This is a genomic window from Pelagovum sp. HNIBRBA483 (genome assembly GCF_040931995.1).
In the GTDB taxonomy this organism is placed as follows: domain Bacteria; phylum Pseudomonadota; class Alphaproteobacteria; order Rhodobacterales; family Rhodobacteraceae; genus JAEPMR01.
In genome coordinates this window covers 292,039-306,619 of the sequence record NZ_CP162412.1, presented here as the reverse complement: position 1 = coordinate 306,619, position 14,581 = coordinate 292,039, and the positions used below count along the sequence as shown (strand labels likewise).

14 protein-coding genes are annotated in these 14,581 nt (G+C 59.2%); 7 read left to right on the top strand and 7 right to left on the bottom strand.

From position 1 onward, the window contains the following. Positions 1 to 62: 62 nt before the first annotated feature. Complete coding sequence (locus tag AB1E42_RS01545) at positions 63 to 2,321, bottom strand: ATP-binding protein (protein ID WP_368345248.1); 2,259 nt, start codon at positions 2,319 to 2,321, stop codon at positions 63 to 65. Beyond that, entirely contained in the window at positions 2,314 to 2,919 is a 606-nt protein-coding gene (gene pncA, locus AB1E42_RS01540) for a bifunctional nicotinamidase/pyrazinamidase (RefSeq protein ID WP_368345247.1), read from the bottom strand. The genes AB1E42_RS01545 and pncA overlap by 8 nt, the downstream gene beginning before the upstream one ends. A gap of 105 nt (positions 2,920 to 3,024) precedes the next feature. Here pncA and AB1E42_RS01535 point away from each other — a divergent pair, with 105 nt between their 5' ends. After that, a complete protein-coding gene (locus AB1E42_RS01535) occupies positions 3,025 to 3,927 on the top strand; it encodes a rhodanese-related sulfurtransferase (RefSeq protein WP_368345246.1) in 903 nt (300 codons plus the stop codon). 145 nt (positions 3,928 to 4,072) lie between these two features. Continuing rightward, the gene (locus AB1E42_RS01530; RefSeq protein ID WP_368345245.1) at positions 4,073 to 5,317 is read left to right on the top strand and encodes a sensor histidine kinase; all 1,245 of its coding nucleotides are present in this window, start codon (positions 4,073 to 4,075) and stop codon (positions 5,315 to 5,317) included. Between the two features lie 8 nt (positions 5,318 to 5,325). On the opposite strand, the gene AB1E42_RS01525 is transcribed toward AB1E42_RS01530, so the two are convergent. Next, positions 5,326 to 5,859 carry a hypothetical protein gene (locus AB1E42_RS01525; RefSeq protein WP_368345244.1) on the bottom strand — a complete coding sequence of 178 codons (534 nt, stop codon included), beginning with the start codon at positions 5,857 to 5,859 and terminating at the stop codon, positions 5,326 to 5,328. A gap of 115 nt (positions 5,860 to 5,974) precedes the next feature. Here AB1E42_RS01525 and AB1E42_RS01520 point away from each other — a divergent pair, with 115 nt between their 5' ends. Continuing rightward, positions 5,975 to 6,559 (top strand): TetR/AcrR family transcriptional regulator, encoded by a 585-nt coding sequence (locus tag AB1E42_RS01520; protein ID WP_368345243.1) that lies wholly within the window; start codon positions 5,975 to 5,977, stop codon positions 6,557 to 6,559. A 15-nt stretch (positions 6,560 to 6,574) separates the two neighbouring features. Here AB1E42_RS01520 and AB1E42_RS01515 read toward each other — a convergent pair whose 3' ends face one another. Continuing rightward, positions 6,575 to 7,267: a winged helix-turn-helix transcriptional regulator gene (locus tag AB1E42_RS01515; RefSeq protein WP_368345242.1), complete on the bottom strand. Its 693-nt coding sequence runs from the start codon at positions 7,265 to 7,267 to the stop codon at positions 6,575 to 6,577. Positions 7,268 to 7,439: 172 nt separating this feature from the next. Between AB1E42_RS01515 and AB1E42_RS01510 the strand changes: the two genes are divergently transcribed. Beyond that, positions 7,440 to 7,766, top strand: a complete 327-nt coding sequence (locus AB1E42_RS01510; RefSeq protein ID WP_368345241.1) for a DUF1330 domain-containing protein — start codon at positions 7,440 to 7,442, stop codon at positions 7,764 to 7,766. Between the two features lie 51 nt (positions 7,767 to 7,817). On the opposite strand, the gene betA is transcribed toward AB1E42_RS01510, so the two are convergent. From betA to betI, 3 genes are read right to left on the bottom strand one after another with little or no spacing between them, the layout of a single operon-like run. Then, on the bottom strand, positions 7,818 to 9,476 hold the full coding sequence (betA, locus tag AB1E42_RS01505) for a choline dehydrogenase (protein ID WP_368345240.1): 1,659 nt from the start codon (positions 9,474 to 9,476) through the stop codon (positions 7,818 to 7,820). A 36-nt stretch (positions 9,477 to 9,512) separates the two neighbouring features. Beyond that, on the bottom strand, positions 9,513 to 11,027 hold the full coding sequence (betC, locus tag AB1E42_RS01500; protein ID WP_368345239.1) for a choline-sulfatase: 1,515 nt from the start codon (positions 11,025 to 11,027) through the stop codon (positions 9,513 to 9,515). Beyond that, entirely contained in the window at positions 11,024 to 11,608 is a 585-nt protein-coding gene (betI, locus tag AB1E42_RS01495) for a transcriptional regulator BetI (protein WP_368345238.1), read from the bottom strand. Before betI ends, betC begins: the two co-directional genes overlap by 4 nt. Before the next feature lie 93 nt (positions 11,609 to 11,701). Here betI and AB1E42_RS01490 point away from each other — a divergent pair, with 93 nt between their 5' ends. The 3 genes from AB1E42_RS01490 to choV all read left to right on the top strand — a co-directional run bounded on the left by AB1E42_RS01490 (position 11,702) and on the right by choV (position 14,576). Continuing rightward, positions 11,702 to 12,622 (top strand): choline ABC transporter substrate-binding protein, encoded by a 921-nt coding sequence (locus AB1E42_RS01490; protein ID WP_368345237.1) that lies wholly within the window; start codon positions 11,702 to 11,704, stop codon positions 12,620 to 12,622. Positions 12,623 to 12,723: 101 nt separating this feature from the next. Next, the gene (choW, locus tag AB1E42_RS01485; protein ID WP_368345236.1) at positions 12,724 to 13,557 is read left to right on the top strand and encodes a choline ABC transporter permease subunit; all 834 of its coding nucleotides are present in this window, start codon (positions 12,724 to 12,726) and stop codon (positions 13,555 to 13,557) included. Beyond that, on the top strand, positions 13,554 to 14,576 hold the full coding sequence (gene choV, locus AB1E42_RS01480; RefSeq protein WP_368345235.1) for a choline ABC transporter ATP-binding protein: 1,023 nt from the start codon (positions 13,554 to 13,556) through the stop codon (positions 14,574 to 14,576). The genes choW and choV overlap by 4 nt, the downstream gene beginning before the upstream one ends. The last annotated feature ends 5 nt before the right edge of the window (positions 14,577 to 14,581 follow it).

Here is a 14,581-nt window from a genome sequence, read left to right as displayed (position 1 = left end):
GGCCTCCTGAGGTGCTCGGTAGTGATACGGGATCAAAGGGGCCTGCGCCAAGCAGGAATTGGTTAGGCCACGACGCCCTGTTCAAACATCTGTTCGAGTTTGCGGTACAGATCGTCGCCCAAAAGCGGCTTGGAGAGGAACTCATCCATCCCCGCCTCAAGGCAGGCTTCGCGGTCCTGATCGAAAGCAGAGGCGGTGAGGGCGATGATCAGCGGCTGTTCGCCCCGCATCTTGCGAATCTCACGACAGGCATCGAGACCGTTCATTTCAGGCATGTTGACGTCCATGAAGATCATGAACGGGCGATGTTCGGCAAAACGGTCAACCGCGATCAGGCCGTTGACCGCGACCATGGTTTCGATCCCGAGTTTGGACAGGTACGTCTCCAGCAGGGTTGCGTTGAGGGCGTTATCCTCTGCGATGAGAACTGTCCGGCCGTTGAATTGGTCTTTGAGGAAGGCGATCCGTTCCTCGCTGCTGCGGCCAGACTCCTCGACGAATTTGGCCTCTGCCACATGGCTGAATTCAACCGAGACACGGAACGTGGTGCCTTTGCCAGGTACCGACTCAGCGATGGTCACATCGCCCCCCATCAAACGCGCCAGAAGCCGCGAGATAGCCAACCCAAGACCGGTGCCCCTGACGGCGCGGTTTTGCGCGCTTGCGACCTGAGCGTACTGATCGAATATGCGCTCCTGTTTGTCGAATGGAATGCCGATGCCGGTATCGGTAATCATCAGGATCAATGAACCTGCCTCGGCAAGAACGGAGACGCTCACCTTGCCCTCTTCGGTGAATTTGAGCGCGTTGCCGACAAGGTTTGTGAGGATTTGGCGCAGGCGTACCTCATCGACCATGACCAACTCGGGCACATCATCGGAGACTTCGCATTCCAGTTTGAGCGCCTTGGCATCGGCCATCGGGCGCAACAGGTTGAACACATCGTTAATCACACGCGTCACGGATGCCTGGACGGGCGAAATTTCGAGTGCGCCTGCCTCAAGCTTCGAGAAATCGAGGATGTCGTTGATGATCGTCAGAAGACTGCGGCCGGAACTTTCAATCGCTTCGGCATAAGCGCGCTGAGCGCCGGAAAGTTGTGTCTGCATCAGCAGGTCGGTCATGCCGAGGATGCCATTCATCGGGGTGCGGATTTCGTGACTCATATTCGCCAGTATATCGGCACGCGCACGCGCGGTTTGCTCCGCTTGGAAACGCGCGGCAACGAGGCGTGACTGGCGCTGTTTGAAATTGCCGATATCGCGGATGATGCAGACGACATGCTCCAGCTGGCCTTCATCACCGAGAACTGGATTCAGGCTTGCTTCGGTCCAAATGCGGATCCCGTCCCTGGTGTAGTTGGCGATCTCGAAGCGGGTGTGCTGACCCGTCCGTATCGCCTCATCGGCCTTCGCGATGGCTTTTTCATCCGTCTCCTCACCGCCAATGAGCTGACGAAGTGTCCGGCCATGGGCCTGAGATGTGCAGAAACCGAAAGTCTTTTCAAAGGCGGGGTTGATCCATGTGATCAGCCCACCTGAATCGATGATTGCGACCGGATCGGCGGATTGTTCGGAGATCGTTGCCATCTTGCGCAGTTCAACGGCTTTCGTGTGCAAATCGGCAATCGTATCAGCCAGCGCGACCTGCGAAGCGAGCAGCTCTCGGCGGATTTTCTCCCTATCTCTCATGCTGAAATAGACCGCGCCAATGAGCATGGCGGTCAGGATGGCGATAAGGAGAGTTGTCGCGACGAAAATCGAGAACCCCGAAGATTGTTCTATTGTGAGGTTAGCGAACGTAAAATTAACGATATAGAAAGCGGCGATCGCCGGAGGGATGGTGCGCAAAATTGCGGGCCAGAACATGTGCGAGATCACATAAGATGCGCCCGCCGCGACCACGCTCAGGAATAGGATCATCGTCACATCAGGCAAGAACTCAAGCGTGATCAGCCATGTCATCCAAGTCGCTAGTGAGAATCCGCTGGCTTGGAAAAAGGCGAAGAGGCAGATCAAGACAAAGTTGACCCTCGAGGCCAGAAAGCGCCCAGACTGGCGGCGCATCCACATGAGATAGGCATCTTCGGACAGTTCGGTGAGCAGGCAGATGATCAGGCCCAGCCACGCAATGCGCTCGTTCGCAAAGATAAAGAACGTCAAACTGCCGGCGATGATCAGTAATATGCGGAGGAGAGCGAACCTGAGTTGTTCGCGCGCATAACAAACAGGGCGACCCGCGGCACTGCGAGAATGCTCGAAGTTGGCGAGTGTGTCTGCGTAGAGTGCGGAGTCAGCGCTATTATTTTCTGCCCTATTCAAGGGCGACCCCTTTCAGCCCAAATCCTTCCAGCGTCGCGGCCATAGTGCCGTCCAGATCAATCCCGCGGCACAGGTCCAACTTGACCGAAACCGCGAAGCCGAGGCTGGCCGCATCGAGCGCCGAGAAATTGACGCAAAAATCGGTCGCGAGGCCCACAAAGGTCAGTTGTTTGATATTCAGGTTGCGGAGATAGCCCACCAGCCCCGTCGGCGTTTTGCGATCGTTCTCGAAAAACGCGGAATAACTGTCGATCTCGGGGTTCGCGCCCTTGCGAATGATCAGGCTGGCGCGGTCTGTTTCGAGATCCGGATGGAACGCCGCACCAGTGCTGCCCTGAACGCAATGATCGGGCCAGAGAACTTGCGCCCCGTAGGGCATGTCGATCAGCTCCATCGGCGCCTTGCCCGCATGCGAGGAAGCGAAGGAGGAATGGCCCGCAGGATGCCAATCCTGCGTAAGCACAACAGTGTGAAACTGCTTCATTAACGCATTGATTCCGGGGACAATCTGATCCCCTTCGGCGACAGCAAGCGCCCCGCCAGGACAAAAGTCGTTCTGGACGTCAACCACGACGAGGGCGTGTTCCGGAGTCTGCATAAAATAAACAATCTAAAAGTGAGTGTTCGACAAAACTATCGTTGCTGCGGGTATGGGTCAATCCGCGCTATTGTGCGTTGCAACCGCAAGTATTATGGGCCGCATATGTACACGATAGCCGCTCTCTACCACTTCACCCCTTTCCCCGATCCTGCCGCGCTGAAGGGACCGCTCTTTGATCTGTGCCAGCGCGAGGGTGTCAAGGGAACGTTGCTGCTGGCCCGCGAGGGAATCAATGGCACCATCGCCGGATCACGCGCGGGCATTGACGCGGCGCTGGCGCATATCCGCGCCCTGCCCGGCTGTGCCGATCTGGAGTGGAAAGAAAGCACCGCCGAGGAAGAACCGTTTGCGCGGATGAAGGTGCGGCTGAAAAAAGAGATCGTCACGATGGGGCAACCTGACGTCGATCCGCGTGCCTCGGTCGGGCATTATGTGGCGCCAGCTGATTGGAACGAGCTGATATCGGCGCCGGATGTGGCGGTGATTGATACGCGCAACGATTACGAAGTCGCGATAGGCACCTTCGAAGGGGCCGAAGACCCGCTGACCAAGAGCTTTGGCGAGTTTCCTCTGTGGTGGGAGGAAAACAAGGAGCGTTTCCATAACAAGCGGATCGCAATGTTCTGCACCGGCGGTATCCGTTGTGAGAAATCGACCAACTACCTGCTGCAACAGGGGGTTGAGGAGGTTTATCACCTGAAGGGTGGTATCTTGAAATACTTGGAAGATGTGCCCGCCGAGAAGAGCCTGTGGAACGGCGCCTGTTTCGTGTTTGACGGGCGGGTATCGGTGGAACACGGGCTGAAGGAAGGCCCGCATGAGCTGTGCCATGCCTGCCGCCGCCCGATCCTGCCGGAAGATCGTGCAAAGCCGGAATATGAGGAAGGCGTGTCCTGCCATCTGTGCCATGACGAGACGAGCGAAGCCGACAAGGCGCGTTTCCGCGAGCGGCAAAAGCAGATCGCGCTGGCGAAGAAACGCGGCGAGCGGCATTTGGGGGCGTGAGCCGCAGCAGCACTTCATTCTGAGCCACCTCGAGCGTATTGCGTCAGGTACCGGAAGCGGCGATTTTGACGGACGTGCCCGACAGTGGCGCGACCCGCGGGAAACTGGTAACGTTTTGAGAACAGGAAGCTCCGACTGGAAAAACATGCCCGCCCAAACCGCTGGTGACGACACAAATATCTTTCTGTCCAAAACGCTCGTCAGGCTGGCGCTGGTCTTTGGGATCGCTTGGGCGTTGCTGGCCCTGATGTTGAGGGCGCCGCATTTGTTCTCGGCGGCGGGGCTTTCGGTTGCAGGCTTTTTGGCCGCGATATTTCTGCACTCTGTCGAGAAACATTTCAGCGCGCGTATCGTGTGGATTCTGGCTGCCAATGCGGCGATTTTCTGGGGGTCATTAGTGGTGCATGATGATGGGCATCTTTCCTTCATGTTTGTACTTACCGCCGGATTGCCCTTCGCGCTTTTTGACTGGGACAGGTACAAGCGCCTTACAGCCGCGTTGGCGGGCCTGTCGTTTCTGCTGTGGCTGGTTTCGATTTTCCTTCACTTTTATCTTTTGTCGAACTTCGAAATTGTCGATAATACGGCGCTTCTTGTCTCAACCCTGCTGGTGGGTTTGACCATTTTTTCGATGGTCGGGGCGGAACTTGCCTATTTCTCGTTTTATCACTCGAAATTCGGCAGCGAGTTGAACAAGGCGCTGCGGCTTTCGAAGTCATTGGGAGAGAGCCGGCTTCAGTTCCTCCGTAGCGTGAATCACGAAATCAGAACGCCGCTGAACGCCATTGTCGGGCTGACCAGCCTGTTACGGGAGAATACGGAGCTTGATAATGCCACTGCGGAGAAAGTGGATATGATCCACGATTCCGGCATGCGCATCACCGAGATGGTTGGCAAATCGGACAAACTTGTTGCGCTGCGAGAAGATGACCGGAGCGATATGCTCGTGCGCACTGATATTGCTGATTTTGTCGAGAAGACGACGCGGGCGTTCTTTGAAGACGCTCCTGATCGGCCACTTTTCTTTGATGTCCGGTCGCGGCAAGTATTCCTGACTAACAAGGAAATCCTTGAGGCTGCCATTGCCGAGCTGCTCGACAACGTTAAGAAATACACCCCTTCAAACGTGCCGTTGACCGTGCGCATCGACGATGATGACGACTATGTCAGCATTGCATTCGTGGACGCTGGCACCGGCTTTGATCGCGACCGTCTAACGGATGTGATAGGCGGGTTTGCACGGTTGACCGAAGGACACGGAACGGTTCGTGGTTTGGGGATCGGTTTGACCATCGCGATGGAGGCCGCCCTGCGATTGGGCGGCCACCTTGAAGTTAGCAATCACGCAGAAGGCGGGGCGGTGCAGACGCTGTACATCCCAGCGTCCTAGCCGCGCGATCACATGGTTGCGGCTTGGAACGCCAGAAAGTTCAGCGCAGTGGACAGCGCCCAGAACGGTGCAAAAACAAGCCCCACATTACGGCCGTTGTGAGAGATTCTGGGATGCGTTCCCAGAAACCGGATGCCTGCATGATTGGCGTTAACCAGCATGAACAGCGCAGACATGATCGCCAGAATGAAGTGCAGCATATGCCGGTCTGCTAATGGCTGGGCGAAGCCATAGGCGACGCCCGCGGCGATGGCGAGAAAGGCCAAGGCGCCCTGCCGCTGCTCGAAGAGCATGAGGAAGATGTAATCCTCACCTGCGCGGCGGCGCTCATCCGGAGCCGCGCCCAGCGCGCCGTCCAGCATGGCGAGCTGTGTATCATGGGTCAGGAACTGTTTGGGCTTTGGCACGCCGGGGGCAAAGAACGGTAGCACCCAATTGACCACCCACCGCGCCCAGAGCGGGCGAATAACCTCGACCCCGTGCACCAGCGCAGGGGCGAGACAGAGGAGCAAACCTAGTGTAGAAACCAGTGAATCCGACATCGAATGTCCTTTGCGGGCAGTGCGTGAATGAATTATGCACCAATTGGTACGAATAAATTCTCACTTGGGTCAAGAATTAAATACCGGTTAGTATAAAAAGGTATACGATTAAACAATGCGCGGTAGACCAAAGAAGCTAGACGCAGAGAAACTGCTTGATGTGGCGATTGATGCCTATTGGAAGGCCAATCCTGCGGATGTTTCGATGAATACCGTCTGCCAGCTTGCATCCGTTTCAAAGCCGTCGGTCTATCGGGAATTTGGCAACGAGGACGGGCTGACCAGAGCGGCGCTGGACCGTTATGCGGATAACGTTCTGGGTGATGTTTTCGGCATCCTAGAGCAAGGGGACAGGCTGGGAGAGATACTGGCGAAGCTGGTTGAGTTTGCCTGCGACGATCCGCGGATGGCGACGGGCTGCATGTTCTACAAAATGCGGAACGGCAAGCACAGATTCGGGCCAGTGACGCAAGAGCGGATAGAGACGCTCGATCACGCGGCGGAGGGTGCCTATCGCGAGGTGCTACAGCGGTGCCGCGATGCGGGGGACGATCTGGGTGGCGTATCCATTGAGACAGGCGCGCATTATCTGGGTGCGCAGATCGGGCTGGCGATCATGCAACGCGCGGGCGGAGCGGATCGCGCCACAGTGCGCGACTCGCTGGAGCTGGCGCTGTCGGTCTTTGATGCGGGCAATTAGGCGCGGTGGCCCTACTCAAGAAACAAGCTTTTTCTGCACGGCGAAGGGGCTGAGGCCGAGCCATGTCTGGATTGTAGAGGAAATCTCGCGCGGGCCGGTGAACTCGAACTTGTCGCGCTCCGTCTCCACGTCGGTGACGCCCATCCAGATCGCGGTCATGGTCCGCAGGTCGGTTGAGACGTAGAGATCAACCTCGAAGCCGGGATCGGCCCAGCAGAGGTCCACCTCGCCTGCCGGTTCGATCACCAGCCACCAGTCGCGCTTGGTGGAGGGGAGGTCGTGATACAGAAACTGGATCACGGTGCGTTTGTCGGGCAGCGGATCGGGGTTCAGGTTGCGGCGCATGTCCCACATCAGGAGCGAGGGATCGAGGTTCTTGAGCGAGAGGGAAGACTCGACCCATTTCTGCCCCCACATGCCCATGGCGATGACCACCTCGCGCAGATCACGGCCAGCTTCCGTTAAGCTGTATTCAAAGACGCCGCGCTCGGAAGGAACGGGTTTACGCTCGACGATGCCAGCTTCTTCCAAATCCTTGAGGCGTTGGGAAAGGAGCGTTGGCGACATTTTCGGCACGCCACGGCGCAGGTCGTTGAAACGGGTGGAACCGGCGATCAACTCGCGCATCAGAACCATCGTCCAGCGGGTGCAGAGAATTTCAGCCGCCATCGCGAGCGGGCAGAATTGCTTGTATCCAGCTTGAGCCATGTCACTCCCCCTGTGCTATGTGCTGCCATCGTACCCCATACGCTGCATCGGGCTAGTCCAGTTTCTGTACTGGCCGCTCCAGTTTCGGGACTGGAGGGGTGTCGCGGGCGTTTGGCAGGCTGTCTGGCATCGGCTCGGTCTATCCGACCGGCCACAGAATAGGAGCGAAACCATGAGTGTTTATTTAATTGCAGACATTACCGTGACCGACGATGGCTGGGTGCCGGAATATGCTGGCAACGTGCATAAGTTGGTTGAAAAACATGGCGGGAAATACCTCTCCCGCAGCGGCAATATCGAGACATTGGAAGGCGAAGCAAACGGCAGCACACTGATTGCGATACTGGAGTTCCCGTCCCGCGCGGCGCTGGATGCTTTTGCGGCGGACCCTGAATACGCGCCCTATGGACAGGCACGGCAGGCGGGGAGCCATTCCAACTTCCGCGTGATCGACGACACGGATATTGCCGGAACTATCCCCTATCTGAAGGCGGGGTGACGGCGCGCTCGGCGGGTGGGGCGCTCTTCCACCCTGCCCGCCATGCGCGGCTTAACGTTGGGCGTTTTGCCAGTCGGGGTGAACCCACGGCTTGGCGTTATCGGGGGCGAGGGGATCGCGCCCAAGGAGCAGGTCACTGACCTTTTCGCCCACCATGATCGACGGCGCGTTGAGGTTACCGTTGGTGATGCGCGGGAAGATCGAGCTGTCCGCCACGCGCAACCCGTCAACGCCAATGACGCGGGCATGGGGATCGACGACGGCCGTTGGGTCACTCGCCGCGCCCATCTTGCAAGTGCCGCAAGGGTGATAGGCGCTTTCGGCGTGTTCACGGATGAAATCATCAAGCGCATCGTCGCTTTGCACATCAGCGCCGGGCTGGATCTCGTGCCGAACATAGGGCGCGAAGGCCGGTTGCGCGAAGATTTCGCGGGTGAGGCGGATCGCGGTGCGGAACTCCTGCCAATCATCGGGATGGGACATGTAGTTGAACCGGATCACCGGATCGGCATCCGGATCGGCGCTGCGCAGGGTCACGTTGCCGCGTGACTTGGAGCGCATCGGGCCGACATGGGCTTGGAAGCCGTGGCCCTCTGCCGCTGCCTGCCCGTCATAGCGGACGGCGATGGGCAGGAAGTGGTACTGGATGTCGGGGTAATCAATGCCCGCTGACGAGCGGATGAAGCCGCAGCTTTCGAACTGGTTGGAGGCACCCGGGCCGGTTTTTGCCAGAAGCCATTGCAGACCGACCCATGCCTTGCCGAAGATATTCCAGTATTTGAAAAGGCTCACCGGCTGGCTGGCGGCCATCTGGATATAAAGTTCCAGATGGTCTTGCAGGTTTTCACCGACGCCGGGGCGGTCCGCCACCACGGGAATACCGTGTTCGGCAAGATGCGCGGCGGGGCCGATACCCGACAGCATCAGGAGTTTGGGGGAGTTCAGCGCGGAGGCTGCGATGATCACCTCGTTGCTGGCCTCGACCACGGAGATCTGATCGCCTTGCGCGATTTCGACTCCAGTGGCGCGGCCATCCTCAATGACGATGCGGCGGGCGAGGCCGCGCACCACGGTGCAGTTGCCGGTTTTTTGCGCGGGCTTGAGGTAGGCGCTGGCAGCGGACCAACGGCGGCCTTTCCAGACGGTCATATCAAAGGCGCCGAAGCCTTCCTGCTGCTCGCCATTATAATCGCCGGTGACGGGGTAGCCCGCCTCGCCGCCTGCTTTGACGAAAGCCTGCACCAGCGGGTTATCGCGCCGGCCACGGGTGACGTGCAGCGGACCGCCCTTGCCACGCCAAGCGGGGTCGCCGCCATGACCGCCATCGTGCCAATCCTCCATCCGTTTGTAATAAGGCAGCACATCGGCATAGCCCCAGCCGGCCGCGCCCTGATCGCGCCAATGATCGAAATCATGCGCGTGGCCGCGCACATAAATCATACCGTTGATGCTCGATGATCCGCCGATCACCTTGCCGCGCGGACACACCAGCCTGCGCCCGCCCAGATGCGGCTCCGGCTCGGTTTTGTAGCCCCAATCATAGAGCTTCATATTCATCGGATAGGAGAGCGCGCCCGGCATCTGGATGAGTGGGCCAGCATCTGAGCCGCCGAATTCGATGACGATGACCTTGCGCCCTGCCGCAGCGAGCCGATACGCCATGGCACAGCCCGCGCTGCCTGCGCCCACGATAACAAATTCCGCTTTCATTCGACTTCCTTACACTCGCGATGCAAATCGCATCGGTTACTCACCACGCGGGAAACGCTTACTTTCTTCGAGGATATTGAGATCCATGTGATTGCGCATGTAGCGCTCGGATGCCTTTTGCAGGGGCTGGTAATCCCAAGGGAAATAACTGCCGTTACGCAATGCCTCGTAGACCACCCAGCGCCGCGCCTGCGAACTACGGACATCCGCATCGAAGCGGGCAAGATCCCAGCAGGCAACAGCGATGGCTTGGAACTCGGCCAAGGTGCTGGCGTGGGCCGGATCGCCCGCGAGGTTCACCAACTCATGCGGATCAGACTCCAGATCGAACAGTTGATCAGGGTCGAGCGAACAACGGGTATACTTCCACTGCCCCTGACGCAGCGCGACCATCGGGGCGTAGCTGGCCTCGGCCGCGTATTCCATCGCGACGGGGCTGGTGCGCGGGGTGCCGTTGGCAAGCGGCACAAGGCTTTCGCCGGTTGTCCACGGCATGATTTCGGAGATGTCGATGCCTGCCAGATCGCAGAGCGTGGGGCAGACGTCGATATTCGATACGGGCGTGTCGATCCGGCCTGCGGCGACCTTCGGCGCGGCGATCATCATTGGCACGCGGGCGGAGCCTTCGAAGAAGGACATTTTGAACCACAGACCGCGCTCGCCAAGCATATCGCCGTGATCAGAGACGAAGAGGATGATGGTGTTCTCTGCCTGACGGGTGGTTTCCAATGCCTCTATGATCTCGCCGATTTTATCGTCGATATAGGAGATGTTGGCGAAGTAGGCGCGGCGCGAACGGGCGACCATTTCATCGGTCAGATCAAAGCTGCGCCAGTCATTGGCGTCAAAAATCCGCTGGCTGTGGGGGTCATGATCCTCGTAGGCGATCGGGGCGACCGTGGGCGCGAGATGGGCGCACTCCTCATAAAGATCCCAGTATTTGCGGCGGGCAACGTAGGGGTCATGCGGATGGGTAAAGCTGACGGTCAGCGCCCAAGGGCGCTCATCCGCGCCGCGCGCATAATCGTAAATGCGGGCGCGGGCGTTGTAGGCAACCTCGTCATCATATTCGAGCTGGTTGGTGATCTCGGCCACGCCCGCGCCGGTGACCGAACCCATGTTGTGATACCACCAGTCAATCCGCTCGCCGGGTTTGCGGTAGTCGGGCGTCCAGCCGAAATCGGGCGGGTAGATATCGGTGGTCAGCCGCTCCTCGAACCCATGAAGCTGATCAGGGCCGACGAAATGCATCTTGCCAGACAGGCAGGTCTGATAGCCCGCGCGGCGGAGGTGGTGGGCGTAGGTTGGAATGGAGGACGAGAACTCGGCGGCGTTATCATAAACGCCGTTCTGGCTGGGCAACTGGCCGGACATGAACGCCGCCCGACCCGGCGCGCAGAGCGGGCTGGCAGTGTAAGCATTGGCGAAGCGGGCAGAGCGGGCGGCCAGTTTGCGCAGATTGGGCGTATGAAGCCACTCGGCGGGGCCGTCTGGGAAAAGCGTGCCGTTGAGCTGATCCACCATCAGAATAAGGATGTTCGGGCGCGTCATGAAAGACCTTTCGCGAGTTCGAGATCGAGATAGCCGAGGACTTCTGCAATCGCCTGTGCGCCATCGGGGGCGTTGCGGCCAAGCGATTGCTGGAGGTAGACACCGTCAATGAGGGCGGCGATACGGTCGGCAGCGCTGCGCGCGCGGGCGCCGACGAGCGGGCGCAGATCATGTGCGAGGTTGGAGCGCAGGCGACGCTGATAGATCGTCAGAAGGCGGCGGGCCTCCTCAGACACCTGCGCCAGAACGTAGAAGTTCATCCATGCCGCCACGGTTTCGCGCCGGAAATTGCGGGGCGAGAAGGAGGCGCGCACAATCGCCTCGACGCGGGAGCGGTGATCCTTTGCCATGACCAGAGCGCCGCGCACCTCTGCGGAGTAGACATCAAGCGTGAAGCGCATGGCGGCTTCGAAAATCTGCTCCTTGCCGCCGAAATAGTGATGCGCCAGTGCGCTGGACACCCCTGCCCGCCGCGCGATCTGGCTGACCGTAACGCTCAGCGTGCCCGCTGCGCCGATCTCGGCGATGGTCGCTTTGACCAGCGCATCGCGGCGTATCGGCTCCATTCCGAGCTTTGGCATCACGGTCCCATCTGATATTTTATTTGCATTGCAAACCTAGATGGGTTTTTATTGACTCGTCAATCAAGAAAAATCTTCAACGGGAGATCGAAGATGAAATTCAAACCGATGCTATCGGCGCTGGCCCTCGTGGCGGCGTCCCCTGCGCTGGCGGATTGTGGCACCGTTAGCTTTTCCGATGTGGGCTGGACCGACATCACCGCGACAACCGCCGCGACGACGACCGTGCTCGACGCGCTTGGCTATGAGACGGACGTGAAGGTGCTTTCCGTGCCGGTGACGTACACCTCGCTGGCCAATGGCGACATCGACATCTTCCTCGGCAACTGGATGCCGACGATGGAAGCTGACATCGCGCCCTACCGCGAGGCAGGCACCGTCGATACCGTGCGGATGAACCTCGATGGCGCGAAATATACGCTGGCCGTCAACAAAGCGGCTGCCGATCTTGGCATCGCCGACTTTGCCGACATCGCCGCCCATGCAGACGCGCTTGAAGGCAAAATTTACGGCATCGAGCCGGGCAATGACGGTAACCGCCTAATCATGGATATGATTGCGGCTGACGAGTTCGGCCTGTCTGGTTTTGAAGTCGCTGAAAGCTCCGAGCAGGGCATGCTGGCACAGGTGGCCCGTGCTGACCGCCGTGGCGAGCCGGTTGTCTTCCTCGGCTGGGAACCGCACCCGATGAACGCCAATTTCGACATGACCTACCTGAGCGGTGGCGATGACTGGTTCGGCCCGAACTTTGGCGGCGCGCAGGTTTATACCAACACGCGCGCAGGCTATGTCGAGGAGTGCGCCAATGTCGGTCAGCTCCTCAGCAACCTCGAGTTCTCGCTGGCGATGGAAAACGAGATCATGGCGGCGATCCTCGATGATGGCGAAGATCCGAACGAGGCCGCTGCTGCATGGCTGAAGGCCAATATGGGCGTTTTGGACGGCTGGCTCGACGGTGTCACCACCGCCGATGGCGGTGACGCTATGGCCGCTGTCAGCGCCGCGCTGAACTAAGCACCACTGACCCCCGGCCCGCCCAGCGCGCCGGGGGTTTTTACAAGAAACGACAGACCGGCGGAAAACGCTGGCGGACGTGATCGGAACGGGGCGACGGAATGGAATGGCTGACAGATAACAAGATACCGATTGGTGACTATGCCGAGTGGGTCTTTGACCTTCTGCAAACCTATGGCGCGTGGTTCTTCGACGGGCTGTCGGATGGCATGGAAGCGCTGATCGACGGTATTTTGTGGGTGCTGCAAAGCCCGCATCCCCTTATTATCATTGCGCTGTTCGCGGGGCTGACTTGGGCCATGCAACGCAGTTGGAAACTTGCTGGCTTGGTGGTGCTGGGCTTTCTGTTCATCATGAACCAAGGCTATTGGGAAGAAACCACCGAGAGCCTGACGCTGGTGCTTTCTGCCTGCGTCGTTTGTATGGGGATCGGCGTGCCAATCGGGATCGCGGTGGCACACCGGCCGCGGCTTTATGCGGGGATGCGCCCTGTGCTGGACCTGATGCAGACTTTGCCAACCTTTGTGTATCTGATCCCCGCGATTGTCTTCTTCGGGATCGGCATGGTGCCGGGGTTGATTGCGACGGTGATTTTCGTCCTGCCCGCGCCGATCCGTTTGACGCATCTGGGTGTGACCGCCACGCCGAAACCGCTGTTGGAGGCCGCGCAAGCCTTTGGCGCGACGCCAAGGCAGGTCTTGTGGAAGGTAGAACTGCCTTATGCCTTCCCGCAAATCATGGCGGGGCTGAACCAGACGATCATGCTGTCGCTTTCGATGGTGGTCATTGCAGCGCTTGTGGGCGCGGACGGGCTTGGCGTGCCGGTGGTGCGCGCACTCAATCAGGTGAATACGTCGCTGGGATTTGAATCCGGCTTCGTCATCGTGGTGTTGGCCATTCTTCTGGACCGTATGCTGAGGATCGACCGCAAATGACCGCTGTAAGCTTTTCCAATGTGTCGATCGTTTTTGGCGACCGTCCCGAAGTTGCCCTGCCGCTGATGGATGCGGGGCAAAGCCGCTCGGAGATTCAGGCCGCTACTGGGCAGGTTCTGGGCGTGCATGATTGCAGCCTTGACGTTTCCGAAGGGGAAATCCTTGTGTTGATGGGGCTTTCGGGTTCCGGGAAATCAACCCTGTTGCGGGCGGTGAATGCGCTCAATCCAGTGGTGCGCGGTTCTGTCGAGGTGCGTACCGAAGGCGGAATGGTCAATGTCACCAAGGCCGCAGCCGCAACGCTACGCGATATTCGCCAGCGGCATGTGGCGATGGTGTTCCAGCAATTCGGGCTGCTGCCGTGGCGCACCGTGCGGGAAAACACATGGCTGGGGCTGGAGCTGGCGGGCATCCCGAAAGCGGAACGCGCGCGCAAAACCGACGAACAGTTGGAACTGGTTGGCCTTGCTGATTGGGCAGAGCGGAAGGTGGGCGAGCTATCAGGTGGTATGCAACAGCGCGTGGGGCTTGCCCGCGCCTTTGCCACCGACGCGCCGATCCTGCTGATGGACGAGCCTTTCTCGGCGCTTGATCCGCTGATCCGTACACGATTGCAGGATGAGTTGCTGGATTTACAAGCGCGGCTCAAACGGACCATCGTTTTCGTCAGTCACGATCTGGACGAGGCGTTTAAGATCGGCAACCGGATTGCCATCATGGAAGGTGGGCGCATTGTGCAATGCGGCACCCCGCAGGAGATCTTCACGGCCCCCGCAAATGAGTATGTCGCGGATTTTGTGGCGCATATGAACCCGCTCGGGGTATTGACCGCTGGTGATGTGATGGAACCAACGACCGCCGCGCCCGCGCAAAGTGTTGCGCATGATGCCCCGGTGAAAGAGGTGATGACCGCGCTGGCGGAAAGCAATGTCATCGGCGTGACGCGGGATGGCGTGGCCGTGGGGCAGATAGACGCCGCGCGGGTCGTTGCGAAACTCACCAACCCGAACGGCGCCTGACTGGT

Bases quoted from the DNA above. Each gene is read 5' to 3' on its own strand.
- pncA (WP_368345247.1), bottom strand. From the start codon at position 2,919: ATGCAGACTCCGGAACACGCCCTCGTCGTGGTTGACGTCCAGAACGAC.
- AB1E42_RS01535 (WP_368345246.1), top strand. From the start codon at position 3,025: ATGTACACGATAGCCGCTCTCTACCACTTCACCCCTTTCCCCGATCCT.
- AB1E42_RS01530 (WP_368345245.1), top strand. From the start codon at position 4,073: ATGCCCGCCCAAACCGCTGGTGACGACACAAATATCTTTCTGTCCAAA.
- AB1E42_RS01525 (WP_368345244.1), bottom strand. From the start codon at position 5,859: ATGTCGGATTCACTGGTTTCTACACTAGGTTTGCTCCTCTGTCTCGCC.
- AB1E42_RS01520 (WP_368345243.1), top strand. From the start codon at position 5,975: ATGCGCGGTAGACCAAAGAAGCTAGACGCAGAGAAACTGCTTGATGTG.
- AB1E42_RS01515 (WP_368345242.1), bottom strand. From the start codon at position 7,267: ATGGCTCAAGCTGGATACAAGCAATTCTGCCCGCTCGCGATGGCGGCT.
- AB1E42_RS01510 (WP_368345241.1), top strand. From the start codon at position 7,440: ATGAGTGTTTATTTAATTGCAGACATTACCGTGACCGACGATGGCTGG.
- betA (WP_368345240.1), bottom strand. From the start codon at position 9,476: ATGAAAGCGGAATTTGTTATCGTGGGCGCAGGCAGCGCGGGCTGTGCC.
- betC (WP_368345239.1), bottom strand. From the start codon at position 11,027: ATGACGCGCCCGAACATCCTTATTCTGATGGTGGATCAGCTCAACGGC.
- betI (WP_368345238.1), bottom strand. From the start codon at position 11,608: ATGCCAAAGCTCGGAATGGAGCCGATACGCCGCGATGCGCTGGTCAAA.
- AB1E42_RS01490 (WP_368345237.1), top strand. From the start codon at position 11,702: ATGAAATTCAAACCGATGCTATCGGCGCTGGCCCTCGTGGCGGCGTCC.
- choW (WP_368345236.1), top strand. From the start codon at position 12,724: ATGGAATGGCTGACAGATAACAAGATACCGATTGGTGACTATGCCGAG.
- choV (WP_368345235.1), top strand. From the start codon at position 13,554: ATGACCGCTGTAAGCTTTTCCAATGTGTCGATCGTTTTTGGCGACCGT.